Origin of the sequence: Caulobacter sp. Root1455, from assembly GCF_001426905.1 — a bacterium.
Lineage (GTDB): Bacteria > Pseudomonadota > Alphaproteobacteria > Caulobacterales > Caulobacteraceae > Caulobacter.
Map to the genome: position 1 here is coordinate 36,697 of NZ_LMFQ01000008.1, position 26,807 is coordinate 63,503.

At 69.6% G+C, this 26,807-nt stretch carries 27 protein-coding genes and 1 tRNA gene; 11 read left to right on the plus strand and 17 right to left on the minus strand.

The features are described 5' to 3' along the window. Positions 1-25: 25 nt before the first annotated feature. The 3 genes from ASD21_RS06050 to chpT all read right to left on the minus strand — a co-directional run bounded on the left by ASD21_RS06050 (position 26) and on the right by chpT (position 1,986). Positions 26-838, minus strand: coding sequence for a CheR family methyltransferase (locus ASD21_RS06050; RefSeq protein ID WP_056438219.1), 813 nt, complete (start codon positions 836-838; stop codon positions 26-28). Then, on the minus strand, positions 835-1,212 hold the full coding sequence (locus ASD21_RS06055) for a response regulator (RefSeq protein ID WP_162250210.1): 378 nt from the start codon (positions 1,210-1,212) through the stop codon (positions 835-837). Before ASD21_RS06055 ends, ASD21_RS06050 begins: the two co-directional genes overlap by 4 nt. An 84-nt stretch (positions 1,213-1,296) precedes the next feature. Further along, a complete protein-coding gene (gene chpT / locus ASD21_RS06060; RefSeq protein ID WP_056438225.1) occupies positions 1,297-1,986 on the minus strand; it encodes a histidine phosphotransferase ChpT in 690 nt (229 codons plus the stop codon). Positions 1,987-2,082: 96 nt separating this feature from the next. Between chpT and ASD21_RS06065 the strand changes: the two genes are divergently transcribed. Together ASD21_RS06065 and cysQ are read left to right on the plus strand one after the other, a co-directional pair. Next, positions 2,083-2,268 carry a DUF3553 domain-containing protein gene (locus ASD21_RS06065; protein ID WP_056438340.1) on the plus strand — a complete coding sequence of 62 codons (186 nt, stop codon included), beginning with the start codon at positions 2,083-2,085 and terminating at the stop codon, positions 2,266-2,268. Further along, positions 2,268-3,044 (plus strand): 3'(2'),5'-bisphosphate nucleotidase CysQ, encoded by a 777-nt coding sequence (gene cysQ, locus ASD21_RS06070; protein WP_056438228.1) that lies wholly within the window; start codon positions 2,268-2,270, stop codon positions 3,042-3,044. Before ASD21_RS06065 ends, cysQ begins: the two co-directional genes overlap by 1 nt. Before the next feature lie 922 nt (positions 3,045-3,966). Here the strand turns inward: cysQ and ASD21_RS06075 are convergent. After that, positions 3,967-4,749 (minus strand): helix-turn-helix domain-containing protein, encoded by a 783-nt coding sequence (locus ASD21_RS06075; RefSeq protein WP_235524846.1) that lies wholly within the window; start codon positions 4,747-4,749, stop codon positions 3,967-3,969. A 176-nt stretch (positions 4,750-4,925) separates the two neighbouring features. Between ASD21_RS06075 and ASD21_RS06080 the strand changes: the two genes are divergently transcribed. After that, the gene (locus ASD21_RS06080; RefSeq protein WP_056438231.1) at positions 4,926-5,894 is read left to right on the plus strand and encodes an alpha/beta fold hydrolase; all 969 of its coding nucleotides are present in this window, start codon (positions 4,926-4,928) and stop codon (positions 5,892-5,894) included. Between the two features lie 52 nt (positions 5,895-5,946). Here ASD21_RS06080 and ASD21_RS06085 read toward each other — a convergent pair. Both ASD21_RS06085 and ASD21_RS06090 read right to left on the minus strand, forming a co-directional pair. After that, positions 5,947-6,022 (minus strand) — tRNA-Ala (locus ASD21_RS06085). 188 nt (positions 6,023-6,210) lie between these two features. Further along, on the minus strand, positions 6,211-6,678 hold the full coding sequence (locus ASD21_RS06090) for a TIGR02300 family protein (RefSeq protein WP_056438342.1): 468 nt from the start codon (positions 6,676-6,678) through the stop codon (positions 6,211-6,213). 115 nt (positions 6,679-6,793) lie between these two features. Here ASD21_RS06090 and aroA point away from each other — a divergent pair, with 115 nt between their 5' ends. From aroA to mscL, 5 genes are all read left to right on the plus strand, one after another. Further along, positions 6,794-8,116 (plus strand): 3-phosphoshikimate 1-carboxyvinyltransferase, encoded by a 1,323-nt coding sequence (gene aroA, locus ASD21_RS06095; protein ID WP_056438234.1) that lies wholly within the window; start codon positions 6,794-6,796, stop codon positions 8,114-8,116. 2 nt (positions 8,117-8,118) lie between these two features. Beyond that, positions 8,119-8,784, plus strand: a complete 666-nt coding sequence (cmk, locus tag ASD21_RS06100; RefSeq protein ID WP_056438237.1) for a (d)CMP kinase — start codon at positions 8,119-8,121, stop codon at positions 8,782-8,784. Between the two features lie 131 nt (positions 8,785-8,915). After that, on the plus strand, positions 8,916-10,625 hold the full coding sequence (gene rpsA, locus ASD21_RS06105) for a 30S ribosomal protein S1 (RefSeq protein ID WP_056438241.1): 1,710 nt from the start codon (positions 8,916-8,918) through the stop codon (positions 10,623-10,625). Positions 10,626-10,828: 203 nt separating this feature from the next. After that, positions 10,829-11,113, plus strand: coding sequence for an integration host factor subunit beta (locus tag ASD21_RS06110; RefSeq protein ID WP_007676040.1), 285 nt, complete (start codon positions 10,829-10,831; stop codon positions 11,111-11,113). 107 nt (positions 11,114-11,220) lie between these two features. Then, positions 11,221-11,679: a large-conductance mechanosensitive channel protein MscL gene (gene mscL / locus ASD21_RS06115; protein WP_056438243.1), complete on the plus strand. Its 459-nt coding sequence runs from the start codon at positions 11,221-11,223 to the stop codon at positions 11,677-11,679. 120 nt (positions 11,680-11,799) lie between these two features. Here the strand turns inward: mscL and ASD21_RS06120 are convergent, their stop codons facing one another. From ASD21_RS06120 to ASD21_RS06130, 3 genes are read right to left on the minus strand one after another with little or no spacing between them, the layout of a single operon-like run. Continuing rightward, positions 11,800-13,029 carry a flavin monoamine oxidase family protein gene (locus ASD21_RS06120; protein ID WP_056438246.1) on the minus strand — a complete coding sequence of 410 codons (1,230 nt, stop codon included), beginning with the start codon at positions 13,027-13,029 and terminating at the stop codon, positions 11,800-11,802. A 10-nt stretch (positions 13,030-13,039) separates the two neighbouring features. After that, on the minus strand, positions 13,040-13,861 hold the full coding sequence (locus ASD21_RS06125) for a TIGR00730 family Rossman fold protein (RefSeq protein ID WP_056438248.1): 822 nt from the start codon (positions 13,859-13,861) through the stop codon (positions 13,040-13,042). Positions 13,862-13,865: 4 nt separating this feature from the next. Further along, entirely contained in the window at positions 13,866-16,727 is a 2,862-nt protein-coding gene (locus ASD21_RS06130; protein WP_056438250.1) for a M16 family metallopeptidase, read from the minus strand. Positions 16,728-16,874: 147 nt separating this feature from the next. On the opposite strand from ASD21_RS06130, the gene ASD21_RS06135 reads away from it, so the two are divergent. After that, positions 16,875-17,588 carry a hypothetical protein gene (locus tag ASD21_RS06135; RefSeq protein ID WP_056438253.1) on the plus strand — a complete coding sequence of 238 codons (714 nt, stop codon included), beginning with the start codon at positions 16,875-16,877 and terminating at the stop codon, positions 17,586-17,588. Here ASD21_RS06135 and ASD21_RS06140 read toward each other — a convergent pair. Genes ASD21_RS06140 through acs form a run of 4 tightly spaced genes read right to left on the minus strand, consistent with a single transcriptional unit; the run spans position 17,569 to position 22,305 of the window. Beyond that, positions 17,569-19,278 (minus strand): DUF4166 domain-containing protein, encoded by a 1,710-nt coding sequence (locus ASD21_RS06140; protein ID WP_056438256.1) that lies wholly within the window; start codon positions 19,276-19,278, stop codon positions 17,569-17,571. The genes ASD21_RS06135 and ASD21_RS06140 overlap by 20 nt on opposite strands. A gap of 10 nt (positions 19,279-19,288) precedes the next feature. Continuing rightward, on the minus strand, positions 19,289-19,726 hold the full coding sequence (locus ASD21_RS06145; RefSeq protein WP_056438259.1) for a thiol-disulfide oxidoreductase DCC family protein: 438 nt from the start codon (positions 19,724-19,726) through the stop codon (positions 19,289-19,291). Continuing rightward, positions 19,723-20,313 carry an SRPBCC family protein gene (locus ASD21_RS06150; protein ID WP_056438262.1) on the minus strand — a complete coding sequence of 197 codons (591 nt, stop codon included), beginning with the start codon at positions 20,311-20,313 and terminating at the stop codon, positions 19,723-19,725. The genes ASD21_RS06145 and ASD21_RS06150 overlap by 4 nt, the downstream gene beginning before the upstream one ends. A 36-nt stretch (positions 20,314-20,349) precedes the next feature. Then, complete coding sequence (gene acs / locus ASD21_RS06155; protein ID WP_056438265.1) at positions 20,350-22,305, minus strand: acetate--CoA ligase; 1,956 nt, start codon at positions 22,303-22,305, stop codon at positions 20,350-20,352. A gap of 385 nt (positions 22,306-22,690) precedes the next feature. Here acs and ASD21_RS06160 point away from each other — a divergent pair, with 385 nt between their 5' ends. Then, positions 22,691-23,212 (plus strand): hypothetical protein, encoded by a 522-nt coding sequence (locus tag ASD21_RS06160; RefSeq protein ID WP_056438273.1) that lies wholly within the window; start codon positions 22,691-22,693, stop codon positions 23,210-23,212. A 75-nt stretch (positions 23,213-23,287) separates the two neighbouring features. On the opposite strand, the gene ASD21_RS06165 is transcribed toward ASD21_RS06160, so the two are convergent. Further along, positions 23,288-23,947: a peroxiredoxin gene (locus ASD21_RS06165; protein ID WP_056438275.1), complete on the minus strand. Its 660-nt coding sequence runs from the start codon at positions 23,945-23,947 to the stop codon at positions 23,288-23,290. 139 nt (positions 23,948-24,086) lie between these two features. Here ASD21_RS06165 and ASD21_RS06170 point away from each other — a divergent pair, with 139 nt between their 5' ends. Beyond that, positions 24,087-24,836: a creatininase family protein gene (locus ASD21_RS06170; RefSeq protein WP_056438276.1), complete on the plus strand. Its 750-nt coding sequence runs from the start codon at positions 24,087-24,089 to the stop codon at positions 24,834-24,836. Positions 24,837-24,983: 147 nt separating this feature from the next. Here ASD21_RS06170 and ASD21_RS06175 read toward each other — a convergent pair whose 3' ends face one another. From ASD21_RS06175 to ASD21_RS06185, 3 genes are all read right to left on the minus strand, one after another. Continuing rightward, entirely contained in the window at positions 24,984-25,766 is a 783-nt protein-coding gene (locus tag ASD21_RS06175; protein WP_056438281.1) for a class I SAM-dependent methyltransferase, read from the minus strand. Positions 25,767-25,822: 56 nt separating this feature from the next. Next, positions 25,823-26,332 (minus strand): hypothetical protein, encoded by a 510-nt coding sequence (locus ASD21_RS06180; protein WP_056438282.1) that lies wholly within the window; start codon positions 26,330-26,332, stop codon positions 25,823-25,825. A 66-nt stretch (positions 26,333-26,398) separates the two neighbouring features. Then, positions 26,399-26,767 carry a Rieske (2Fe-2S) protein gene (locus tag ASD21_RS06185; RefSeq protein WP_056438283.1) on the minus strand — a complete coding sequence of 123 codons (369 nt, stop codon included), beginning with the start codon at positions 26,765-26,767 and terminating at the stop codon, positions 26,399-26,401. Positions 26,768-26,807 lie beyond the last annotated feature (40 nt).

Here is a 26,807-nt window from a genome sequence, read left to right on the forward strand (position 1 = left end):
CCGCGAGCCGCCAGATCTATGCGTGTCAGGCCGCGGCGCGGGTGAAAAGGCCCGCTCGGCCGGAGACCGCGCGCACGGCGCCGGTGATCCCCTCCAGGCTTTCCCCGCTGCCGACCAGCAGCACGCCGTCGTCTTCCAGGCGGGCGGCGAGGCTCTCGATCACGCGGCCATGCACGCTGGGATCCAGGCCGGGCAGCACGTTGCGCAGCAGGATGACGTCGAACTTGCCCATCGAGGACAGGTCGGCCAGCAGGTTGATCCGCCGCCAACGCACCGACTGGCGGATGCGCGGGCTGATCGCCCACATCTCGTCCTGGTTCTCGAAATGCTCGACCAGCAGGCGGATCGGCAGACCGCGCTGCACCTCGAACTGGGTGTAGAGGCCGCTCTGGGCCTTCTCCAGGCAGCGGTCGGAAAGGTCCGATCCGAAGAATTCGAACCGTGCGCCGGGCGCGATGTCGCGAGCCTGGGCGGCGGTCATGGCCAGGGAATAGACTTCCTGGCCGGTCGAGCAGGCGGCGCTCCAGATCCGGATCGGCCGCTTGCGCACCAGCTTCGACAAGGTCGGCAGCAGTTCGTCGCGCAGCTGGGCGAAGACCTCGCGGTCGCGGAAGAACGCGGTCTCGTTCAGGGTCAGGGCCTCGACGACGGCCCAGATCAGCCGGTCCTCGCGGTGGGCGCGTAGGGCGGCGATCATCGCCTCGATCGACTCGAAGCCTTCCCGGCGCGCCAGGGGATTGAGCCGGCTTTCGATCAGATAGACCTTGTCGCTCTCGATCCGCAGACCCGCGCGCTGGCGGGCCAGGGCGGCCAGCAGGTCCATGTCCTCGGGTGTCACAGCAGGCCCGCCTCGGCGAACTTCGCCGCGATGATGTCGCCGTCGAATGGCTTCATGATGTACTCGTCCGCGCCGGCGTCCAGCGCCTCGCGAATGGCCTCGATCTTGTTCTCGACGGTGCAGAAGACCACGGTCGGGCCTTGGCCGCCCGGCTCCTGGCGCAGATGGCGCAGGAACTCGATCCCGTTCATCACCGGCATGTTCCAGTCCAGGAGCACGGCGTCGGGCATCGCCGCCCGGCACCAGGCCAGGGCTTCCACGCCGTCGGCGGCCTCGGCGATTTCGAAGCCTATGTCTTCCAGGACGCGCCGGGCGACTTTGCGGATCACCCGGCTGTCGTCGACGACGAGACAGGTCTTCACGGCACGCTCCAATACAGTCCGTCCAACTTGCGGCGGAGGGGGTTAAGGAGCGGTGACGGTGATCGCGATCTTCGGGGTTTTATCGCTCGGAAAAACTCAGGCCGGGACCCAGGCCGCCAGGCTGACCTTGTCCTCGCCCAGTTCGATCCCGACCTGGCCGCCGGCCGCGCGGACCAGGGCGTTCAGATAGGCCGCCTGCACCCACGGACCGCCCAGGCCCTCGGCCAGGGCCTCGCCCTTCAGGCCGGCCAGGACCTCGGGGCGAAGGCGGGCGCGCGGACCGACGGCGTCGGCGGTGATCGCCACTCGGCCGTCGGCGGCCACGGCCCGCAGCGTCGCCTTGCCGCCGGCCGGCAGGGCGCTGGCGGCGATCTGGGCGATGTTGAGGATGGCGCGGGCGCTGGCCTTGTTCAGGGTCGAGGGCGGGATGGCCCAGTCCATCGTCGGGCGCACGTGGGCGAACACGCCCTGGGCCAGCTTTTCCAGCTCGCGGGAGTCGAAGTTCTCGGCCGATGCAGAGGCTCCAAACGCGACACGCGTGAACTGAAGGAGGTCGGCCAGCTTGCGGGCGCTGGACGAGATCAGGCTCATGGCGTCCTCGCGCATGTCCTGGGCGGAGGGATCCTCCAGCAGGTCCAGGCCCGAGACGATGGCGCTGGCCGGGCTGATGAAGTCGTGACAGAGGCGGGCCGCCACCAGGGCGGCGAAGTCGGGACCGTTGACGTTCAGCTCGGGAGCGTCGGCCGAGGGAGCGTTTTGGGCGGGCGTGGGGGCGGCGTCGGTCATGGCGCGATCTTTGGCGTGATTTGGGACTTTGGCAAACGGCGCCGGGGCGAAACGGGGCTGGTGCGGGCCGGGGCGGCGTCCTATCAGGAGCGCGTCATGGATCCGTTTCTCGAGCCGGGCGTCCTCGTGCGCCATCCCGACCAGCCCGACTGGGGCCTGGGCCAGGTGCAGTCGGTGATCGGCCATCGCGTGACCGTCAATTTCGAAGACGCCGGCAAGCGGACGGTCGACGCGACGCGCGTCACCTTGCTGTTCGTCGGCGACGACCCCCGAGGTACCTGATGAGCTATGCGAACCTGGCTGACTACGGCCGCGACCTGGCGACGATCGTCGAGGCGGCCGCCGAGGTCATCCTGCCGTTCTGGCGCACCGAGCTGGACGTGGTGCGCAAGGCCGACGAGAGCCCGGTGACCGAGGCCGACAGGGCCGGCGAGCGGCTGATTCTGGCCAGGCTGGCCGAGCGCTTCCCCGAGATCCCGGCGATTTCGGAAGAGCACGCCAGCGAGTTCGGCGCGCCGGAGGCCATCGGCCCGCGCTTCTTCCTGGTCGATCCGGTCGACGGCACCAAGGCCTTCGTGCGCGGCGACCCCAACTTCACGGTCAATATCGGCCTGATCGACAACGGCGTCCCGGTGGCCGGCGCGATCTGCGCTCCGGCGACGGGCGAGGTCTGGTTCACCAGCGCCGACGGCGTGCTCAAGCGCGAAGGTCCCGGGGCCGCCGAGATCCGCGTCCAGGTCAGGGTCTGGCCCGAGGGCCAGGCCTTGGCCCTGATCAGCCACACCATGAAGGAGGAGCGGGCGACCGAGCTGGCGGTCCAGTACGGCTTCAGCCTACGCGCCCCGATGGACAGCTCGATCAAGCTGGTCCGCATCGCCGAGGGCGCGGCCGACATCTATCCGCGCCACGGCCCGACCATGGAGTGGGACACCGCCGCCGGCCACGCCATCCTGATCGCCGCCGGGGGGCGCTTGACCACGCCCGAGGGCGAGGCCTTCACCTACGGCAAGGCCGACCAGGGCTTCCGCAACGGCTGGTTCGTGGCGCGCGGGGCCTAGGTCCCTCCCCCCGTGGGGGAGGCGGATGAAGGCCGGTGGGGGGAGTCTTGGATCGCCGATCCTGGATCTGGTCATTGCCTCATAACTCCCCCCTCCGGCTGCGCCGACACCTCCTCCACAGGGGGAGCGCCTGGGGCGCACGGCTTCGCGACCTGACGGGATGTCCCGAAAGGCAGTGGGGAGGCGCGGAGCGGTCCGGGCCGAGCCCGGATGACCGTGAGGTTGTGTGTGCGTTTCGGCTAGACCTGACCGCTCCGCCGAACCGTTTTTACCGAGGGACGGCGATTGAGGGCCTGTTTCATCCCGATCGACGTTTCCCCTCGGACGGGCAGGATCAGGTCGCCCGGAAGGGGCCGTCGGCGACTCCGACTGATCCTGGAACAGGCCGGTTTGAACTCCCGGCCCCGTCGACCCACGCAGCTCCCGGCGAGGTTTCGCGGGTTCCCGGATCTATCCACGAACAGACCCCGACCTGCCTCGCGCGCGGCCCTGCGCGGCCCCGCTCGGTTCGATCCCCATCGCCTGCTTGGGCCGGTACCAAGAGCCCTCCCCCGCGATGGGGACCTGTTCAGTATGGCGAGGCCGTGAACGCGCCAGTGATTGTGACGCTGATTATTTTCAGAAGGTTGAAGTTGTTGATGTTCTTCGCGGCGCTGACGGGGATAGACGCCGCTCGATCCCCGCCGGGGACATGCACTCACGCCACGGCCTCGGCCAATCGCCCCCCGAACGTGGGGTGAGTGCGTGTCCCCAACGCCATCCACGACGCGTCCAGGCTGCCCCCGCTCAAAGCCGGCAAGCTCAGCGGATGACGTTGGGGACACGCACTCACGGCAGTCCTCTGCAACCCGGCCGAGCCGGGGCGTGAGTGCATGTCCCCCGCAGTCCCCCGCAGTCCCCCGCGTTCCCCGCGGCTCGCCCCTCACCCCCCGGCCAGCGCGCGGCAGAACGCCGCCGTCTCGTCGTCGGCGGGGAACATGCATTCGACCCGCAGCTCCTCCAGCGTGATGTCGCGCGAGGTCCCGAAGGTGGTCAGGGTCGAGAAGAAGGTCAGGCGCCGGTCGCCCTTGCGGAAGGTCACGGTCAGCAGCGGCAGGGGCGCGGCGCCCAGCTCACGCCGTTCCCAGCGGGCCGGCACGTCCGGATAGGCCAGCACCTCGTCGAGCAGGGCGCGGGACGTCCTGTCGGTGGCCGCCTCGTGATGCAGATGGCCGATCAGGTCGCCGGCCACCTCCTCCCAATTTTCGATGAAGGGCCGCATGTCGGCGGGGTCGAAGACCTGGCGCATGATGTTGCCGTGCGGCTGGACCCCGTCGCGCAGCCAGTCGAACACCCGCGCCAGGCCCGCATTGGCCATCAGCACGTCCCAGTGCCGGTTCGCCACGAAGGCGGGATAGGGCTCCTGCTGGGCCAGGATGAACTCGATGGCCCGCCGCACCAGAGTCATCTGCGGGTCCGACAGGGCGGTCTCGCGATAGCCCGGCGCGTAGCCGGCGACGACCAGCAGGGCGTTGCGGTCGCGCATGGGCATGTCCAGCGCCCCGGCCAGCAGGGCGACCAGCTCGCGGCTGGGCCGCGCCTTGCCGGTTTCGACATAGCTGAGGTGGCGGGTCGAGATCCCGGCCTCCAGCGCCAGGTCCATCTGGCTCATCCGGCGGGCGCTCCGCCACTGGCGCAGCAGGTCGCCCAAAGGATGGTCGCCCAAGGCGCTTGGCGAGGCGAGAGCGCCCCGAGGCGGCGGAGAAGTCATCGTGTTCATGACCTGACACTAACCGCGACGGGCATGATCGCCATAACCTCCCAGGTCATGGAGCCGCTGATCCCGCGGTCCTAGTCCTTCCGCTCATCGGGGCGCCGCGTCCCCGCCATGAGGATCGGACCATGCAAAGACGACAGTTCCTGACCGCCGCGGCGGGCCTGGGGGCCCTCACCGCCGCCGCCGCGAGGGCCGAGGGCGCCTTGCCCCGCGCCGAGGACGACATCAGGGCCGCGCGGGCCTGGAACGCCGACCGCCGCCATCTGCCCACCAAGTTCGGCGACATCGCCTATGTCGAGCGCGGAGCCGGTGCGGTCGCCCTGTTCCTGCACGGCTTTCCGCTCAACGGCTTCCAGTGGCGCGGCGCCTTCGACCGGCTGTCGCGCGACCGGCGCTGCATCGCCCCGGATTCCATGGGCCTGGGCTTCACCCGCGTGGCCGCCGGCCAGGGCGTCGCCCCGTCCGACCAGGCCGACATGCTGGCGGCGTTCCTCGACGCCCTGGGCGTCGCCTCGGTCGACCTGGTCGCCAATGACAGCGGCGGGGCGGTGGCCCAGATCTTCGTCACCCGCTTTCCGGATCGGGTCCGCACCCTGCTGCTGACCAATTGCGACGTCGAGCCCGACAGCCCGCCGCCCGCCCTGCAGCCGGTCCTGGCCCTGGCCCGCGCGGGAACCTATCCGGACGAATGGCTGGTCCCCTGGTTCAACGACCCTGGAGCGGCCCGCTCGCCGAAGGGGCTCGGCGGCCTGTGCTTCTCCGACCCCAGCCAGCCCACCGACGCGGCGATCGCGATGTATTTGGGTCCGCTGGTCGCCAGCCCGGCCAGCAAGGCCCTGGTCAACGCCTACACCCTGGGCCTGGACCCCAATCCCCTGGCCGGGATCGAGGCGGCCCTGCGCCGGTGCGAGGTTCCGACCCGCATCGTCTGGGGCATGGCCGACGACATCTTCGCCAAGGAAAGTCCGGACTATCTGGACCGCGTGCTGCCGAACGCGAAGGGCGTGCGCCGGCTGCCGACCGCCAAGCTGTTCTGGCCCGAGGAGTATCCGGACGTCGTCGCCGAGGAGGCGCGGAAGCTTTGGGGCGTGTGAAGGCGGTCGCCGGATATGGAAACGGCCGCTCCCTTTAGGGAAGCGGCCGTTTTGGTGGAGCTAAGCGGAGTCGAACCGCTGACCTCTTGAATGCCATTCAAGCGCTCTACCAGCTGAGCTATAGCCCCAAGGTTCGAAGATCTCCGGCGGGAAATCCAAGAATTCCTGAGTGTCTTCGGCGGTTCCCGGTGGGTGGCCCCCGAAGAGGCGCGGAACCTATGCCGGGAGGATTTTTGGATCAACCCTCCCGGCATACTTTTTTCGGAAAATTTTTCGGACCGTTGTTCGATCAATTTTCCGGCGGGTGCGGATGACGTCAGTCGTCGTCGTCCGCGCCCGGCAAGCCCTCGATTTCGTCTTCCAGGACGTCCTCGTCGTCTTCGTCCTCGAGGAACGGAACGTCGTCGGCTTCGTCCTCGGCGAGATCCTCGTCTTCCGAGAAGTCGACGCCCAGGTCGTCGGCGGCCGGGGCCGGGGCGACGGTCGGGTCGGTGTCGTCGTCTTCGGCCTCGACGACTTCCTCGGCGGCCGCGTCGATTTCCGGGGTCTCATCGACCTCGTCCTCGTAGCCATCCTCCTCCTTGGGAGCGGGGGCGGGCTTCTCGTCCTCGGCGTCGTAATCCGGCGTCACGGCGCGAGCCCGGACGCGGCGCGACTTCAGCGCCTCTTCAGGATCGAACGACTCGCCGCACTTGGGACAAACGGCCGGGCGGCGGCCCAGGTCGTAAAATTTCGATTGGCAGTTGGGGCAAATTTGTTTTGCGCCCAGTTCGGGATTGGCCAAGTTGGCGACCCTTTGATCCAGATGGGGAAAGCGGCCGGTCACTTGCCATGGCCGAGGGCCGCTGTCAAAAGCAAACCCCTCGCGAAAAGCTCATGATACGGAGGCCGGTGGCGGCATGACGGCGGCTGGATTGAAGAGCACCCCCGGTGGGCCCCTCCGTGGAACGGTTCGCGCGCCCGGCGACAAGTCGATTTCGCACCGGTCGATGATCCTCGGCGCCCTGGCCTCGGGGACCACCACGGTGGAAGGCCTGCTCGAGGGCGCCGATGTTCTGGCGACCGCCCAGGCCATGCGGTCGTTCGGCGCGCGGGTCGAACAGGAAGGCGGCGGCCGCTGGCGGATCGAGGGCCAGGGCGGCTTCGTCGAACCCTTGGACGTGGTCGACTGCGGCAACGCCGGCACCGGCGTGCGGCTGATCATGGGCGCGGCGGCGGGTTTCCCGCTGTGCGCCACCTTCACCGGCGACAATTCCCTGCGCGGCCGTCCGATGAGCCGGGTCCTGGACCCGCTGGCCAGGATGGGCGCCACCTGGCTGGGCCGCGACAAGGGCCGCCTGCCGCTGACCCTGAAGGGCGGCAACCTGCGTGGCCTGTCCTACAAGCTGCCGATGGCCTCGGCCCAGGTGAAGTCGGCCGTGCTGCTGGCCGGTCTGCACGCCGAGGGCGGGGTCGAGGTGATCGAGCCGGAAGCCACCCGCGACCACACCGAGCGCATGCTGCGGGCCTTCGGGGCCGAGGTGATCGTGGAAGACAAGGGCGGCGTGCGGCATATCCGCCTGCCGGCCGGCCAGAAGCTGACCGGAACCCACGTGGCCGTGCCGGGCGATCCGTCGTCGGCGGCCTTCCCGCTGGTGGCCGGCCTGATCGTCCCCGGTTCGGAAGTGACGGTCGAGGGGGTGATGCTCAACGAACTGCGCACGGGGCTGTTCACCACCCTGCGGGAGATGGGCGCGGACCTGGTCATCTCGAACGTGCGCGAGAGCAGCGGCGAGCAGGTCGGCGACATCACCGCCCGCTACTCGCCCGACATGAAGGGCGTCCTCGTGCCGCCCGAGCGCGCGCCGGCGATGATCGACGAATATCCGATCCTGGCGGTGGCCGCGGCCTTCGCGACGGGCGAGACGATCATGCGCGGCGTCGGCGAGATGCGCGTCAAGGAAAGCGACCGCATCGCCCTGACCGCCGCTGGCCTGGAGGCCTGCGGCGTCGATGTCGAGGAAGAGCCCGAGGGCTTCATCGTCCGAGGAACGGGCCAGGCGCCGCGCGGCGGGACCATGGTCGAGACCCATGGCGACCACCGGATCGCCATGAGCCACCTGGTCCTCGGCATGGCCGCCCAGGCGCCGGTGTCGATCGACGAGCCCGGCATGATCGCCACCAGCTTCCCCGGCTTCGCCGACATGATGCGCGGGCTGGGCGGGACGATCGAGGAAGCCTGACCATGGCCCCCAAGAATGCGGCCTTCGTCATCGCCGTCGACGGTCCCGCCGCCTCGGGCAAGGGCACGGTCGCCAGCCGGCTGGCCAAGCTCTACGGCTACCCGATGCTGGACACCGGCCTGCTCTATCGAGCCGTCGGCATGCGCCTGCTGAACGCCGACGGCGACCTGGACGACGCGATCGCCGCCGAAGCCGCCGCGCGGGGCCTGGAGCTGGCCGAGCTGGAGATGCCGGAAGTCCGCACCCGGCAGGCCGGCGAGGCCGCCAGCCGGGTGGCCGTGCATCCGGGCGTCCGCGCGGCCCTGTTCGACCTGCAGCGCGACTTCGCCCTGCGCGAGCCGGGGAGCGTGATCGACGGGCGCGACATCGGCACGGTCATCGCCCCCGAGGCGCCGGCCAAGCTGTTCGTCACCGCCAGCCCCGAGGTCCGCGCCGACCGGCGCTGGAAGCAGCTGGTCGGCCAGGGCGAGGCCGTGACCTTCGACGAGATCCTGGCCGACATCCGCAAACGTGACGAGCGCGACGGCGGCCGGGCCAGCGCGCCGATGACCCAAGCTCCCGACGCCGTCTTGCTTGATACGTCGGAAATGACTATAGAGCAGGCCTTCGATGCGGCCCGCCGCATCGTCGAGACGGCGCGCGCCCGGTGGGGAAACCCCAAGGGCTAATCCACCGCCCGCCTCGCCGCCGCTCAGGACGCGACGGATCCGCATCAAAATCACCCAACCCGGAATCCCGAGAACCGTCATTCGACGGCGCTCATCGCAGGGCTTCCCTCAACACGAGACTAAACATCAGCATGGCTGACGATATGAGCTTCAACCCGACGCGCGACGATTTCGAAGCGCTGCTGAACGATTCCATGGGCGGCCGCGACTTCCAGGAAGGCACCGTCGTCAAGGGCATCGTTGTCGGGATCGAGAAGGACTTCGCGATCATCGACGTCGGTCTGAAGACCGAAGGCCGCGTTCCCCAGAAGGAATTCGGCGTCGACGAAACCGGCAAGCCCACCATCAAGGTCGGCGACTCGGTCGAAGTCTTCCTGGAACGCCTGGAAAACGCCCTGGGCGAAGCGGTCATCAGCCGCGAAAAGGCCAAGCGCGAAGAAGCCTGGACCCGTCTGGAAGGCGTCTACGCCAAGAACGAACCCGTGCTCGGCGCCATCGTCGGTCGCGTCAAGGGCGGCTTCACCGTCGACCTGGGCGGCGCCTCGGCCTTCCTGCCCGGCTCGCAAGTCGACATCCGCCCGGTGCGCGACGTCGGCCCGCTCATGGGCAAGGAACAGCCCTTCGCCATCCTCAAGATGGACCGTCCGCGCGGCAACATCGTCGTCTCGCGTCGCGCCATCCTGGAAGAAGCCCGCGCCGAGCAGCGCACCGAACTGGTGTCGCAGCTGCAAGAGGGTGAAATCCGCGAAGGCGTCGTCAAGAACATCACCGACTACGGTGCGTTCGTCGACCTGGGCGGCATCGACGGCCTGCTGCACGTCACCGACATGAGCTGGAAGCGCGTCAACCACCCGAGCCAAGTGCTCGCCGTGGGCGACACCGTGAAGGTCCAGATCGTCAAGATCAACCCGGACACCCAGCGCATCAGCCTCGGCATGAAGCAGCTGCAGTCGGATCCGTGGGATGGTGTCGAAGCCAAGTACCCGGTCGGCGCCAAGTTCACGGGCCGCATCACCAACATCACCGACTACGGCGCGTTCGTTGAGCTGGAAGCCGGCGTTGAAGGCCTGGTGCACGTCTCGGAAATGTCCTGGACCAAGAAGAACGTCCACCCCGGCAAGATCGTCTCGACCTCGCAAGAAGTCGACGTGGTCGTGCTGGACGTCGATCCGTCCAAGCGCCGCGTTTCGCTGGGCCTGAAGCAGGCCCTGGCCAACCCGTGGGATTCCTTCCTGGAAACCCACCCGGTCGGCTCGACCGTCGAAGGCGAAGTCAAGAACGCGACCGAATTCGGTCTGTTCATCGGCCTCGACAACGACATCGACGGCATGGTGCACCTGTCGGACATCGACTGGAGCGCCTCGGGCGAAGAAGCCATGGCCCGCTACAAGAAGGGCGACATGGTCAAGGCGAAGGTTCTCGACGTCGACGTCGAGAAGGAACGCATCTCGCTGGGCATCAAGCAGCTGGGCGGCGATCCGATGTCGGGCGACACCTACCGCAAGAGCCAGACCGTGACCGTCACGGTGACGGAAGTCACCACCGGCGGCATCGAAGTGCGCTTCGGTGAAGACGACGCCCTGATGACCGCCTTCATCCGCAAGTCGGACCTGTCGCGCGACCGTCAGGAACAGCGCCCCGAGCGCTTCGCCGTGGGTGACCGCGTCGACGCTCAGATCACCAACATCGACAAGGCGGCTCGCCGCGTTTCGATGTCGATCAAGTCGCTGGAAATGGCCGAAGAAAAGGAAGCCATCGAGCAGTTCGGCTCGTCGGACTCCGGCGCTTCGCTGGGCGACATCCTGGGCGCGGCCCTGCGCGAGCGGGCCACCAAGGACTAAGGCTTCGCCTCATCGCGAGCAAAAGAGCGGCGGCCGGAGCGATCCGGCCGCCGTTTTCTTTGGGTCCGCCGTTAACCCAATGGGTCGTAAACCCGACTCGGATATCAAGCTTTCCCCTTGAAGACTCAGGCTTGCTTGGGCAAAGGTCGCACGCGCGCCGGGTCCTGCCTCCCCAGGGCCGCTTTGCCGCGTCGGGGATATCGATGATCAAGTCCGAACTCATCGCCAGGCTCGCGAACGAAAATCCGCACCTGACCCAGAAGGACGTCGAACGCGTTGTCGGCGTCATTCTTGAACGCATGATCGGTGCGCTCGAGGAGGGCGGCCGCGTGGAGCTCCGCGGCTTCGGCGCCCTGTCCGTGCGCTCGCGCCCGGCCCGCGCCGGTCGCAACCCTCGCACCGGCGAGACCGTCGACGTGCGCGCCAAGCACGTGCCGTTCTTCAAGAGCGGCAAGGAACTGCGCGGACGCCTGAACGCCGACGAATAGGGCCGTCTCCAGACGCTCGACTCCCTCTGATTCTCGCCCCCTCCGAGCCTTGACCCAGGGGCGCGAACGCGTTCAGCCTTTCCGACCTTGATCGGAAGAGGTCCCGCATGAGCATCATCCAGGAATTCCGCGAGTTCATCGCGCGCGGCAACGTCATCGACCTGGCCGTCGGCGTGATCATCGGCGCGGCGTTCAACTCGATCGTCAAGAGCCTGGTCGACCAGGTGGTCATGCCGCCGATCGGCTTGGCCATGGGCGGGCTGGACTTCTCCAAGATGGAATGGGTGCTCAAGCCCGAGGACCCGGCGACGACGGCGGTCGAGAAGGTCGCCGTGCAGTACGGCGCCTTCATCAACACCGTGATCCAGTTCCTGATCGTGGCGGTGGTGGTGTTCCTGCTGGTCAAGCTGGTCAACCAGCTCCGCCGCGCCGAGGCCGCCGAACCCGCGCCGGAAGCCCCGGCGGCCCCGACGCCCGAGGAAAGGCTGCTGACCGAGATCCGCGACCTGCTGGCCAGGCCGGCGGCGTCGGCCAAAGTCCCGGCTAGGCCGAAGCCCAAGGCCTGACGCCACAGCTCCTCCGCCTGTGGGGGAGGTGTCGGCGAAGCCGACGGAGGGGGGAGTGATCGGCCGGTTCGGCCCAATCCCCCCACCGGCCTTCGGCCGCCTCCCCCACGGGGGGAGGGCCTAGAGCAGCGCCGCCAGCACCTCGCTCGCCGCCCGCTCGCCCGTCTCCCAGGCGCCGTGGGCGGTCGAGAAGGCGTGCGGCGAGCAGGCCTCGCCGGCGAAGAACAATCGCCCGTCGACCGGCGCGGCCAAGACGGCGCGTTCGCCGGCCCGGCCGGGCAGGGCGTGGGAATAGGAGCCCCGCGCCCAGGGATCGGCCGCCCAGGCGGTCTGGGCCAGCACCGAGACCCGCCGCCGGAGCCCCGTCCCGTAGATCCCGACCAGCTCGTCGATCGCGAACGCCGCCGACCCGCCGGGACCTTCGGCCTCGAGGGCGCGGGCGTGGGCGCCGCCGAAGAACGCCTCGATGACCGGGCGGCCCAGGGGGCGCAGGTGATAGGCCCCCGTCGCCGTCCGCCCTGGCGCTCCGTAGACCATCGACTCCGCCGCGAAGGCGTCCGGTTCCTCGAGCTTCAGGAACACCTTGTCGGCCAGGCCGAGCGGCAGGCCCTCGGCGGCGGCCAGCTTGTCGGGCAGCTCGGGCAGGATCCGCAAGCCCCCGGCGGCCAGGACGGCGGTGGGGACGCAGACGATGGCCGCCCGGGCCCGGACCACGCCCTTGGGCGTCTCCAGGCTCAGCAGAGCCCCGTCATGGCGCAGCACCGACACCGGGCAGTTGTCGATGATCCGCGCGCCGCGCGGCGCCAGTCCGGCGATCCCCGCGCCATAGCCCTCGGCGACCCGCCAGTTGAGCTCGCTGTCGTCATAGGCGGCGTAGTCCTTGACCGAGACCTGGTCGAACTCCGCGCCGTTGTAATAGGCGCTGAAGGCGTTCAGCAGCGGGGTCCAGCGGTCGCCGAGCTCCAGCAGGTCCGAGGCGGGTCGGTCCCCCGCCTCGCCGGCCGCCGTCTCGATCCGCTCGTCGAACGCCGCGAAGGCTTCGCCATAGGCCTGACGCTCGGCGGCGCTGAAATTGGCGGTGGCGCCGGGATTGGCCCAGGGCGGCGGGGTCTTGTCGATCGTCAGGCCCAGGGCGGCGATTTTCTCGACCAGCGGGTTGCGGTCGGCCGAGTGCAGCCACTCGCACCCCAGGTCCAGCGGCAGGCCGTCCAGCGATACGGTGTGGGCCCGGCCGCCGATCCGGCCCTGGGCCTCCAGCACCACGACGCGCAGCGGCGCGGCCGCCAGGACCGAGACGGCGGCCAGGCCGGCGGCCCCGGCCCCGATGACGGCGACGTCGACCTCTGTCATGGGGCGGGGGTCACGGGATGGGCGGCTCCGTGGGCGGGACCTGATCGCGCGCCAGCTCGATCGACTCGCCGGGCTTCAGACCGCAGGCCAGCAGGTTGGACCACACCGCCTCGGCGCTTTCGGCGAAGCGGAAGAGCTCCAGGTCGTCGGCGTTGATCATGCCGTGCTCAACCAGGCTGTCGAAATTGACCACCGAGCGCCAATAGGTCTCGTCGAACAGCACGATGGGAATGCGCGCCGCCTTGTCGGTCTGGCGCAGGGTCAGGATTTCGAACAGCTCGTCGAAGGTGCCGAAGCCGCCGGGGAACACCACCAGGGCGTTGGCCCGCATCGCCAGGTGCATCTTGCGCATGGCGAAGTAGTGGAAGCGGAACGACAGGTCCGGCGTGGTGTAGCGGTTGGGCTTCTGTTCGTGCGGCAGGGTGATGTTGAAGCCGACCGAGGGAGCGCCGGCCTCCCAGGCCCCGCGGTTGGCCGCCTCCATCACCCCCGGCCCGCCGCCGGTGGCGATGACGTTGTCGCGGACCCCCTCCGTGGCGTGGACGGCCCCGCCGCGCTCGGAGGCGATGACGCCGAAGCGCCGGGCCTCCGCATACCAGTGGGCCTGACGCCCGGGGCCGTCCTCGCGGACCCGGGCGCTGCCGAACACCACGATGGTCGAGCGCACGCCCCAGGCCCGCAGAGCCTCGTCGGCCTTGGCGAACTCCAGCAGGAACCGCACGCCCCGCATCGAGTCGCCCAGCAGGAAGTCCTGGTCCAGCGCCGCCAGGCGATAGGAGGGCGAGGCGAGCTGGGCCTGGCTATGAAGATCGGCCTGGCGGTCGTCGGTCACGCGTCTACTTGGCCTTCCTGAGGGTCGGGCTGTCGAGGTCCAGCTGGTCGATCGGGATCTGCACGGCGGCCGGCAGGGCCGTCTTGACGCCGTCGCCCATCGTCTTGGCGTCGCCGACCACGATGACGCTGGTCTGGGTCGGATCCAGCACGGCCTTGGAGAAGGCCTGGACGTCGGCGGCGCCGACCGCCTCGACCTTGCCGGTATAGGCCTGGATCTCGTTCAGCGGGATGCCGTAGATCGCCAGGTTGCCCAGGATGTCGGCCAGGCCGCCCGAGGTGCCCAGGTCGCGGCCGAAATCGCCGACCAGCACCGACTTGCGCGCCGCCAGCTCGGCGGCCGAGGTCGGCTCGGCGGCCAGGCGGGTCAGCTCGTCCTTGATCAGGCCCACCACCTGGGCGGCGGACTCGTTCTTGGTCTGGACGGTGGCGGTGAAGCCGCCGATGGCCGCGCGCGGCGACAGGCTGGAGCCGGCCCCGTAGGACAGGCCGCGCTTGATGCGGATCTCCTGGTTCAGGCGGGACGAATAGCCGCCGCCCAGCACGCCGTTGGCGACGAGGCCGGCGTAGTAGCGCGGATCGGCGCGCAGGATCGCCGGCTTGGTCACCACCACCGCGGCCTGGCCGGTGCCCGGCAGGTCGACGATGACGTTCTTGGCCGCGTAGCCGGTGGGACCCTTGACCGGAGCCGGCGGCGGGCCGGCCGGCTTGGCCCAGCCGCCGAACGCCTTCTCCGCCAGGGCGAAGCCCTGCTCGGGCGTCAGGTCGCCGGTCAGCACCAGAATGGCGTTGTCCGGGCGCCAGTTGGCGGCGTGGGTCTTGACCAGGGCGTCGCGCTGGATCTTCGGCAGCGAGCCCGGCGTGCCGTTGGCGACATGGCCGTAGCCCGAACCGGCATAGATCACGGTCGGGACCACGAAGCCCGCGACCGCGCCGGGCCGCTGATAGCTGACCGACAGGCCGTCCAGGGTCTCGGTCTTCACGCGCTCCAGCTCGTCGGCCTTGAAGGTCGGGTTCTGGGCGACGTCGGCCATGATCGCCAGGCCTTGCGGCGCCTTGTCGGCGATGACGCTGAGCGTCAGGGACGAGGCTTCCCAGCCCGAGCCGGCCTCCAGATTGGCGCCCAGGGCCTCGGTGGCGGCGGCCACCTGGGTGGCGGTGCGGGTCTTGGTGCCCTCGGTCAGCAGTTCGGCGGTCAGGCTGGAGACGCCGGCCAGACCGGCCGGGTCGGCGCCCGAGCCGCCGCGCACGGTCAGGTCGGCGGTGATCAGCGGCAGGTCGCTGGACTTGGCGACGATGACCCGCAGGCCGTTGGCCAGGGTCTTCTCGACCGGCGAGGGCAGGACCGGCGAAACCGGCTTTCCAGGCGTGGGCGGGGCCGCGCGCTCGGCTTCGGCGGCCAGGGTGGTGACCGGTCCGCTGTAGGTCACCGACGGGACCGCCTTGGGAGCCTCGAACGGATCCTTGGCGCCGGCCGGCTTGGCCGAGTCCGGCAGGTAGCGGACGGTCACCTTCCGGTCGTCGGCCAGGTACTTGGCGGCCACGCGCTGGACGTCGGCGGCGGTCACCGCCTGCAGGGCGGCCAGATCGGTGTTGGCCCGCTCGGCGTCGCCTTCGGTGCGCAGGGCGTAACCTAGCGCGAAGGCCCGGCCGTCGATGGTCTCGCGGCCGCGCACGGCGTCGGCCAGCAGGCCGGCCTTGGCCTCGGCCAGTTCGGCGGCGGTGGGCGGGGCGGCGCGCAGCTTGGCGACCTGGGCGCTCAGCGACGCCTCGCCCTGCTCGACCGTTTTGCCGCCGGCCATGATCGCCCCGACGTAGAACAGGCCCGGCTGGGCGTTGGTGGGGGCCGAGGAGAAGATCTGCTGGGCGATCTTCTGATCGTAGACCAGGCTGTCATAGAGGCGCGACGACTTGCCGGCCGACAGGATGGCGTCCAGCACGGCCAGGGCCGGGACGTCCGGATCGGCGGCGGCGGGCGCCAGCCAGGTCATGGCCACGGCCGGCAGCGGCACGTTGGGGCCGTAGGTGGTGACGATCTTGGAGCCGGTGCGGGCCGGCTCGACCGTGGTCACCTGCTTGATCGGGGCGGCGGGCGCCTTCAGGCCGGTGAAATACTGGTCGATCCAGGCGTTGAGCTGGGCCTCGTCGAAATTGCCGACCACGATCAGGGCGGCGTTGTCGGGGCGGTAGTATTCCTGGTGGAAGGCGCGCACGTCGTCGACCGTGGCGGCGTCCAGCTCCTCGATCGAGCCGATGCCCGGACGCTTGTAGGGATGGTCGGCGAACGAGGCCTGGGTGATGTTCAGGGCGAAGAACCGGCCGTACGGATTGGCCAGCACGCGCTGGCGCAGCTCTTCCTTGACCACGTCGCGCTCGGACTTGAACACCGCCTCGTCGATGACCAGCGAGCCCAGGCGCTCGCTCTCGGCCCACAGCAGGCGCTGCAGGTGGTTGGCCGGCACCACCTCGTAATAGTTGGTGAAGTCGTCGTAGGTGGAGGCGTTGTTGAAGCCGCCGACGTCCTCGGTCAGCCGGTCGAAGAACTCGTTGGGCATGTTGCGCGTCGACTTGAACATCAGGTGTTCGAACAGGTGCGCGAAGCCCGAGCGGCCCTCCGGGTCGTCCTTGCTGCCGACTCCGTACCAGACCTGCACCGTCACGTTGGGCGTGGTCGCGTCGCGCGAGGTATAGACCTTCAGGCCGTTGGCCAGGGTCCGCTGCTTGTAGACGATCGGCGGCACCGCCACGCCGGCCGCTGCGGGGGCCGCCGCGGGGGCGGGCTTGGCCTGGGCCTGGGCGAGCGGTGAGAGGGCGGTGGTCGAAAGGGCCAGCGCGACGAGGGCGGCCTTGGCGGCGGGACGGATCATGAGGACGGCGCTCCGAAAGCTTGAGGGTGCGACCCTAGCATCCGGGTCCGGGGCGCCAAGCTTACCGTCTTGTCATGAAGCGCGAGGATTGCCCGGCAAGCTCAACCATGCATCCTCTGGTGGACGGATGATCAGTGGGGAAGCATCATGAAATCTCTGTCCGTCGCGTGCGCCCTGGCGGCGCTCGCCATCGCCGTCGCCCCGGCCCAGGCCCGTCAGTCGGGGTTGGAGGAGGTGGTGGTCACCGGTTCGCGGGTGACGGAATATGATCCGGTCAAGACGCCGTTCGTGACGCTCAACAAGCGCGCCGACAACCTGATCACCACGGTCCGCGTCGTCTGCGACACGCGCGACCTTTCCCAGCGCAAGCAGGAGCTGAAGGCGACGCTGCGCAACATGATCAAGGCCGCGCCCGCCGCCGGGGTCGAGCTGGGCCTGGAGGGCGAGGAGGTGATCGGCCGCTTCGACGACACCATGCTCGACGCGGTGATCCGTCCGGACGGCAAGCCCGACACCAGCGTCGCCCTGCTGATCGTCAAGACCCGCGTGGCGCCCGCCGACACCTTCGACGCCGCCACCGGCCGCATCAAGGCCTTCGCCGAGAAGACCGCCAAGGCCGGCCGCACCGAGATCCTGCCGACCGAGGACTGGAACCTGACCTTGATCGGTCCCCAGCGTTATCGCGGCGAGGTGCTGACCCTGGTGGCCGAGGACGCCCGCAAGGTGGCGGGGACCTTCGGGCCCGACTACGCCGTGGCCGCCGAGGGGCTGCAGTTACCGCTGTCCTGGTATCAGTCGGGTCCGCTCGAGCTGGCGCTCTACGTGCCCTACAAGCTGACGGTCACGCCTCGCCCGAAGTGAGGGCCCCCGAAGTGAGCCGGCCGGCATAGCCGAAGATCACGCCCAGCCAGGGATGGGCGACCAGGACGCGGAAGCGGTAGCCGCCGTCCCCGGTCTTGCTTGCAGCGCCGAAGGTCCGGGCCCGGATGCGCGGCGCCCAGGCGCGGGGCAGAGGGATCGGGCCCAGCCGCCAGCCCTCGAAGGTCCAGGAGAAGCCGCCCGGATCGGGCGCGGCCGCGAAGCGGAAGGTCAGGGCCCCGGCGGCCTCCTCGAACGTCCAGGGATCGTCGCGGGCCGGGGCGATGGTCGAGGCGAAGGCGCGGTCGCCGAACCGCCGGACCCAGCGCTCGCCGTCCGCCGTCGGGGTGATCGTCACGGACGTCGGGTGCCGGCCGGGGGGCGGCAGGCCCTGCAGGCGGCGCAACAGGGCGGCCAGGCCGGGCGCTCCCCAGGCGCGCGCCGCGCCGGTCAGGGTGACGGGATCGAGGCCGGCGTGGGCGCGGCGAACGCTGTCGGGCAAACCCTGCCAGGCCGCGCCCAGCAGGCGCGGGAACAGGCCGGGCGTGTCCGGGTCCTGGCGCTCCAGCCGGGTGCGGATCGGCAGGTCGCGCAGCTCCCGCAGGATGGCGTCCAGATCGACCAGGCCGACGCAGGGCGTGGCGCGCGGCTCGCCCGGCTTGCCGTCGAGCAGGGCGCGCAGGGCCGCCGCCGCCGGGGCGGCCGGGGTGTGGGGTCCGGCGCCGGCCTCGGCGCACAGACTCCAGCGCGCCAGGCGTCGGACGCCGTCGGCGTCCAGCCCCTCGGCGCTGACCACCATGCCGCCGCGATCCGACCCCAGCGGCGCGACCAGGCCGGCCGCCTCGCCCAGCAGCACGGCCAGCGGCTCCAGCGTGGAAAGCAGCCGCGCGCGGCGAAGCAGGCTCAGCGCCCACAGGCCCAGATGCAGGATCGGCAGCTCCAGCCCGGCCCGGAACACCGCGTCGCGGCGAGGGTGGAACCGGGCCGGCAGCAGGTCGAGGTCGGGCGTCTCGGCCAGGCTGGTCCAGCGCCGACCCAGGCCCGGGAAAGGCGTGCGGCGCGGATCGCCCCAGCCGGGGCGGGTGTTCCAACGGCCGCGCGCGAACACCCGCACCGGCGCCCCGGCCCAGCCCAGGATGGCGCGGATCACCGACAGGCCGCGCGGGGCGCGGGCGCCGGGCGAGATCGCGGCCTCCACCCGGTCGATCCGTGTCCAGCCGGCGGTCAGGACGTCGAGGGCGGCGTGGCTGAGGGCGGGGGTCGAGCTGGCGCCGGTGATCGCCCAGCGCCCGGCGGCGCGCGCCGCGTCGTCCAGCGCCGCCTCGAAGCCGGCCACGAAGTCGCGGGCGTCGGCCAGGTCGACATAGTGGGCGCGGGCCGCGAGCACGGCGCGGGGGAAGGCGTGATCCTGCCCCTGGAACGGTCCGGCGGCGTCGACCACCGCCCAGGCGCCCAGCGCCGCCAGGCCCTTCGGGTCCAGGCGGTCCAGCCGGGCGACCTCGATCCGCGCGGCGGGCCGGGTCCTGGCCAGATCGGCCGCCAGGGCCTCCAGCGGTGGCAGGCTTCGGGCCGCCAGCACCAGGACCACGTCAGGCCAGCGGGCGATCATCGCCGCCAGTCTCTGGCCGAACACGCCGCTGGCGCCGACCAGCACGATGCGCTTGCGGCCGTCTTCCGTTCGGTTGGGGCTCATGCGGCCAATCTCATGAAGGCGGCGGCTCCAGCACGAAGCGGGCGCGCTGCTCGGGGGTGGGCAGCATGCAGGTCGAGCGCTTGCCCATCAGCCGGTAGCGGTTGGCGGCCAGCCCGTCATAGGCGCCGTCCAGCCAGGATCGCGGCAGGGCGCCGATCACGCCCAGCCACGACCAGGGCGCGCCCAGCCGCCGCAGCAGGGCCAGGACCGCCGCGCTCTTCTCGAACGCCTGGCCGCCGTCGAGGAACAGGAAGCTGGTCGGCCGGTCCGGGTCGATCCCGTGCTCCAGAGCCAGCCGCCGCCCATAGGCCGACTGGATCGGCGTGAAGCGGATCAGGCCCTCGCGGTCGATGGCCAGCACCGCCTGGACCGAGCCGGAACAGAGATTGCAGACCCCGTCGAACAACCAGAGCGCGTCAGGTTGGGGCGCATCCGACGGTCCGCTCATCGCGCCGCCGCCACGCTTTCGCGGCGCAGGGCCCGGAGGGCCTCGGGCACGTCGCGACGCATGGCCATGGTCGTCATGCCGTTGGGCAGGCCGAAGGGGGCGACGGCGCGGTTCTCGTAGGTGACCCGGGTGCCCTTGCCGCCATCGAGCGGCTCGAGCAGCCACTGGCCCTCGCAGTCCTTGATGTCGCCGCCCTCGCAGCGGAAGGCGATGCGCCGATAGGGCTCCAGAGTCAGCCGCGAGGTCGAGTGCAGGGCCGGCAGCAGGAAACTCCATTTGACCACGTGCTCGCGCAGCTCCACGCGGCCGCCGGCGTCGCGCGACAGCACGGTGCAGCGCTTGACGCTGGGGGTCATCCGCGCGGCCCGCTCGCAGTCGAGGATGGTGGTCCAGACCACGGCGGGCGGCGCGTCGATGTCGATCATCGCCCGCACCTGGCCGCCGCGGCCGGTCGGATCGGTGTGGGCCTCCAGCGCGACCTCGCCGCTTTCGATCCGGTGCAGCCAGTCCCGGCTGATGTCCTGCGCCCCGGCGGCCGCGGGCGCGGCCAGCATCACGAACGCAATGACTAGGGCTCGGCCAGGCATGAGGTGGAGCCTAGCCGAATTTCCGCCCTCGGCGCATCAGGCTTTGGCCCGATTTTTCACCAGATCGTCGACCACCGACGGGTCGGCCAGGGTCGAGGTGTCGCCCAGGCTGCCCAGCTCGTTCTCGGCGATCTTGCGCAGGATGCGGCGCATGATCTTGCCCGAGCGAGTCTTGGGCAGGCCCGGCGCCCACTGCAGGATGTCCGGCGCGGCGAACGGGCCGATCTCCGCTCGCACCCAGAGGATCAGGTCCTTGCGCAGCTGGTCGCTTGGTGCAACCCCCGCCTTGAGCGTCACGTAAGCGTAGACGCCCTGGCCCTTGATGTCGTGCGGATAGCCGACCACGGCGGCCTCGGCGACGGTGTCGTGGGCGACCAGGGCGCTCTCGATCTCGGCGGTGCCCAGGCGGTGGCCCGAGACGTTGATCACGTCGTCGACCCGGCCGGTGATCCAGTAGTAGCCGTCCTCGTCGCGCTTGCAGCCGTCGCCGGTGAAGTACTTGCCCGGATAGGCCGAGAAATAGGTCTCGAAGAACCGGCCATGGTCGCCATAGACCGTGCGCATCTGGCCCGGCCAGCTGTCGGTGATGACGAGGTTGCCCTCGGTCGCGCCCTCCAGGACCTTGCCCTCGGCGTCGACCAGCTGGAGCTTGACGCCGGGCAGGGGCTTGGTGGCCGAGCCGGGCTTCAGGGCCGTGGCCCCGGGCAGGGGCGAGACCAGGATCCCGCCGGTCTCGGTCTGCCACCAGGTGTCGACGATCGGCAGACGGTCCTTGCCGACCACGCGATGATACCAGAGCCAGGCCTCGGGATTGATCGGCTCGCCCACGCTCCCCAGCAGGCGCAGGGACGACAGGTCGTTCTTGGTCACCCAGTCGTCGCCCTCGCGCATCAGGGCGCGCAGGGCGGTGGGGGCGGTGTAGAAGATCTCGACCTGGTGCTTGTCGACCACCTCCCAGAACCGGGCCGGTGTCGGATAGTTGGGCACGCCCTCGAAGATCAGGCTGGTCCCGCCGTTGGCCAGCGGGCCGTAGACGACATAGCTGTGGCCGGTCACCCAGCCGACGTCGGCCGTGCACCAGAACACTTCGCCGGGCCGGTAGTCGAACACCGCCTCGTGGGTCCAGCTGGCCCAGGCCAGATAGCCGCCGGTGGTGTGCAGCACGCCCTTGGGCTTTCCGGTCGAGCCGGAGGTGTAGAGGATGAACAGCGGATCCTCGGCGTTCATCGGCTCGGGCGGGCAGTCCGTGGAGGCCGCGTCCTCGAGATCGTCCCAGACGATGTCGCGGGCGTGGACCAGCGGCACGTCGGCGCCGGTCCAGCGGACCATCAGCACCTTGGCGACCCACGGGCAGCTTTCCAGCGCCTTGTCTATATTGGCCTTCAACGGCACCCGCTTGCCGCCGCGACGGCCCTCGTCGGCGGTGATCACGAAGTGCGAGGCGCAGTCCTGGATGCGGCCGGCGATGGCGTCGGGCGAGAAGCCGCCGAACACCACCGAATGCACCGCGCCGATCCGCGCGCAGGCCAGCATCGCCACGGCGGCGATCGGGATCATCGGCAGGTAGATCGTCACGCGGTCGCCCTTGCGGACGCCCTGGTCCTTGAGGACGTTGGCCATCTTGCAGACCTGGGCGTGCAGCTCGCCGTAGGTGACCTTGAACGAATGGCCGGGGTCGTCGCCCTCGAAGACCAGGGCCACGTCGTCCTTGCGGTGCGGCAGGTGGCGGTCCAGGCAGTTGACCGAGGCGTTCAGCACCCCGTCGGCGTACCAGTGGATGCGGAAGTCGTCCTTGGCGAACGAGACGTCCTTGATCTTGGTCGGGGCCTTGATCCAGTCCAGCCGGCCGGCCAGGTCGCGCCAATAGCCCTCGGGATCGGACTCGACCCGGGCCAGGGCGGCCTCATAGCCGGCGGCGTCGATATGGGCCTTGCCCGCCCAGTCGTCGGGAACCGGAAAAACCTGTCCGTCGCTCACGCCGTCAACTCCCATGATCTTGTTGCGGCGGAGTTATGCGCGTGGCGTGGCGGGGCGCAAGAAGACCATTTGGAAATCGACCTCGACCGCGGCGCCGCCCGAAGCGCCCGCCGCATGAAACCTCCCGCGGTCGGCGAAGCCAATCGCGTCAAAGCTTCATGCGTTCCAATTCTATCCAAAATAAATTGCGCCACTTCAAGGGAACGAAATAAATCCTCAAAACAATGAACTTTATAAAGATGCAATAGTTTTCCCAACCTCGCGAACAGAGGCCAAGTATCAGCCTTGAGATCGCTAAGGTATATTATTCAGGAAAACTCAATTGAAGCGCATTATCTATGTACCGTCGATTGTTTTGTTGTCCTTACTCGCGTCCGCGTGCGTCACGCATGAAACGGTGATGGCCGACGCCAAGCGCACCCTGGCGTTGCCGATCGCGAGCGACAACGGCCAGGCGGCGGGGGCCGGTCTGGCCTCGGCGGCGTGGGGCGATCAATGGAGCGCGACCAACCTTTACAAGCGCGCCGCCACGGCCGACCCCTCGGTGCTCAATCGCTTCAACCTCGCCAGCGGCTACTATCTGACCGGCCGCACCGAAGAGGCCGTGGCGCTCTATCGTTCGGTGGCGCGGGACGGCCAGTTCACCCGAGTCCAGCTGAGCCCGTTGAACGGGGCCGTCGAGGGCACGGCGCGCTACATCAACCTGGGCGACGAGGCCTCGCGCCGGCTGAACGCCATGGCGCGGATCCAGGTGGCCGAGGTCGGGGCGATCGACATCGCGACGCTCCAGCCCGGCGCTGGACCCGATCGCGCTGGCGATCTGTCCGCCATGAGGGTCGTGGCCGGCTCGAGCGCGCACGACATACCCGACGATCAGGCCTTCGCCCTCGACGCTCAGGGGCCGAACGCCACGCTGCCCTAGCCGCCGCTCCGGCGGACGGCCGGTTCGTCTTGACGGGAGATGCCTTGCGACCATCTCCCGCCTTTCCGACAGCGCCTAGGCCGGCTGCCTGACCACGCGCAGATAGGGCTTCTGCTCGTCCCAGCCGCCCGGGAACAGCGTCTTGGCCGCTTCGTTGTCCACCGAGGTGACGATGATCACGTCCTCGCCCGGCTTCCAGTCGGCCGGGGTGGCCACCTTGTGGGCGGCGGTCAGCTGCATCGAGTCGATGACCCGCAGGATCTCGTCGAAGTTCCGGCCGGTGGTCATCGGATAGACCAGGATCAGTTTGATGGTCTTGTCGGGCGCGATGATGAAGACGTTGCGCACCGTGGCGTTGGCGGCGGCCGTGCGGCCGTCCGACGTGCCCGCCGCGTCGGCCGGCAGCATGCCGTACAGCTTGGAGACCGACAGGTCGGTGTCGGCGATCAGCGGGAAGTTGGGGGCGACCCCTTGCGTCTCGGCGATGTCGGCCGCCCACCGCGCGTGGTTGTCCGCCGGGTCGACCGACAGGCCGATGACCTTGACGCCGCGCTTGTCGAACTCGGGCTTCAGGCGCGCCACCGCGCCCAGCTCGGTGGTGCAGACGGGGGTGAAGTCCTTGGGGTGCGAGAACAGCACCACCCACTTGCCGTCGACCCAGTCGTGGAAATGGATCGGACCCTCGGTGGTGTCCTGGGTGAAGTCCGGCGCGATGTCGCCGAGTTTGAGCGTCATGGATGTCTCTCCTGTCCGCCAGAATGGGGTCGGCCCAAAAGGGATGCGTGGAGCCCTAGGATGGGCGTAAAGCCGTGCCCAAGTTGTAGGCGCGCGCCTCCCCCAGCGCCGCCCAGGATTTCTCGCGGAGTTTCCAGCCATGCTGCTCGCCCTTTCGACCTGGCCCGAGATCGAGGCTTACCTGGCGACGTCGAAGACGGTGGTGGTGCCGATCGGCTCCAACGAGCAGCACGGGCCGACGGGCCTGCTGGGCACCGACTGGCTGTGCCCCGAGATCATCTCGCACGAGGCGTCCAAGCTGTCCTCGAGCGTGCTGGTGGCGCCGACCTTCAATGTCGGCATGGCCCAGCATCACCTGGCCTTTCCGGGGACGATCTTCCTGCGGCCCTCGACCTTCATCGCCGCGATCGGCGACTGGGTGCGCTCGCTGGGGGCCCATGGTTTCGAGAAGATCTATTTCCTCAACGGCCACGGCGGCAACGTCGCCTCGATCGAGGCGGCCTTCTCCGAGATCTACGCCGAGTACAGCTTCCGCCGGGAACGCAGCCCCTTCGCCCTGAAGCTGAAGAACTGGTGGGACCTGAAGGGCGTGCTCAGCCTGGCCAACCAGCAGTTCCCCACCGGCCACGGCAGCCATGCCACCCCGTCCGAGATCGCCGTGACCCAGTGGGCCTATCCGGACAGCATCAAGACCGCCGATTACGCGCCGAGGATCGCGCCCACCGGCCCGATCCGCGAGGCCCTCGACTTCCGCGCCCGCTACGCCGACGGCCGCATGGGTTCGGACCCGGCCCAGGCCACGCCGGAAAAGGGCGGCGCGCTGGTGGCCCAGGCGGCCAAGTCGCTGATCGAGGACTTGGCGGAGTTCTCGGCCGAGGCGAGGGTCTAAGGCGGGAGATCAACAACGTTTGTCATCCCGGGCGTAGCGAAGCGAAGACCCGGGACCGACGCCTGAACGCCGCGTTCCACGTCGGTCCCGGATCGGCGCGCTACGCGCTTGTCCGGGATGACAAGGTTGGTGTGATCGCGACCTCGCCTACCGCGGGATCTCCGCGATCTTGGTCAGGGCCACCTGGCGGTAGACCGCGGTGATCTCGAAATACCGGCCGAACGCGCCGTGGAACTGGTCGACGGCCTGCTTCACGCCTGGGCCGCCGATCTCGCTGATGTCGTGCCAGTAGTCGTCCAGCACCATCATGCCGCCCACGCTGAGCAGGCTGGCGCAGAAGCACAGGTCGATCAGCACGGCCAAGGCCGTGTGGCTGCCGTCGACATAGATCAGGTCGAACCGCTCGCCGACCGCCAGCATCCGGGGCAGCTCGTAGGTCGAAAAGCCCTTGCGGGCGGTCATCGACCGGAAGCCGGTCTTGGCCATGTTGCGGTGAAAGCGCGGCTCGACCGCGTGGTACTTCTCTTCCGGGTTCAGGGCCTCGTCGAACCAGGGATCGATCACCGTCACGTCCAGGCGGCCGGGGATCAGCCAGTCCATGAAGGCCAGGTTGCGGCCCTCATAGGCCCCGATCTCCAGATAACGGATCGCCCCGTCGGCCCTCTTCGCGGCGAAGTCGCGCAGCAGCGGGGTGACGAACGGGATGTTGTTCGAAGCCCAGCCCGAGGTGAACTCGTAGCCGACCTTTTCGCTGTGGGCGTCGAAGGCCTCGACCACCGCATGGTCGCGCTTGGCCAGCATGGTGCGGGCCAGGTCCGGGGCGAAACGCGGATTGACCTTGGCGAACGAGCGCAGCTTGGCGCCCAGGCCGCGCGCGTCCTGCGCGTCGGTCAGGGCGGCGTCGAAATTCGGATTGGACCCGTCGGCCATGGCGCGGCTTCCCCGTTTGCGTCGGAAAACCCTAGCGCCAAGGGGTTAAGGAACGGTCAGGTGAAGCTGATGATCGGCCGGTTCCGCAGGGTGCTCCAGCCGGTGTGCAGCGTCCCGGCCCCGCTGTAGTAGGTCCACAGCATTTCGGAGGGGGCCAGGGTCAGGCGCTCGACGGTCGATCCGTCGGCCTGGGCCTGCAGCTGGATGTCGGCGATCATCGCGTCGCGCAGGGCGACGCTGAACATCAGGACCCCCGCGCCATTTATGGTGCTGACCCTGTGCAGATAGCTGGGGCGATCGTGACCCACGCCCAGCGGGCGGGCCCGCAGGCAGAACTCGTAGAGTTTCACCGACAGGGCGTCGATCGGCTTGAGCACGGTGAAGGCGGTGGCCGGCGGCGCGGTCGCCGAGGCGGGCGCCTTCAGCTCTTGGCCGAAGGCGGTCAGCGGCACGCACAGGCTGGGATCGAAGCCGCCGATCACGGCGGCGGGCAGGCCGTCGATCCTGGGATTGGCCGGGGCATAGACGATGTCCGGATCGCCCGGCTGCAGCAGAATGATGTCCATGGCGCGTCCCCGTCTCGTTGGGGCGGACCCTAACCTTGGCCATGACGTTTGGCGACCGGCGTTCTCTCAGCCCGTGACGACCGCGCCGTCCGCCACCCGCACCGGCCACGGGGTCAGGGCCACGTTCTGGCAAGGGCCGGCCACCATCGCCCCGTCCTCGATGCGGAACAGGGCCGCGTGGCCGCCGCAGAGGATCAGGTCGTTCTCGCGGGTCAGGAACCGGCCGTTCGGCCCGGCCAGCGGCCAGCCGGCGTGCGGGCAGCTGTCGACATAGCCGACCACGTCCTGACCCCGCCGCACCACGAACCCGGCGAACACCGCGTCGCCGGCGCGGAAGCGAAAACCCCGCGCGCCGGGCGAGGCGATCTCGTCCAGCGGGCACAGCACGGTCCCGCTGGCGGGCCGGGCGGGGTTGGTGGGATCGGTGCGGGACATCTTTGCTCGAAATAGGCTGTCATCCCGGAAACGGCGCAGC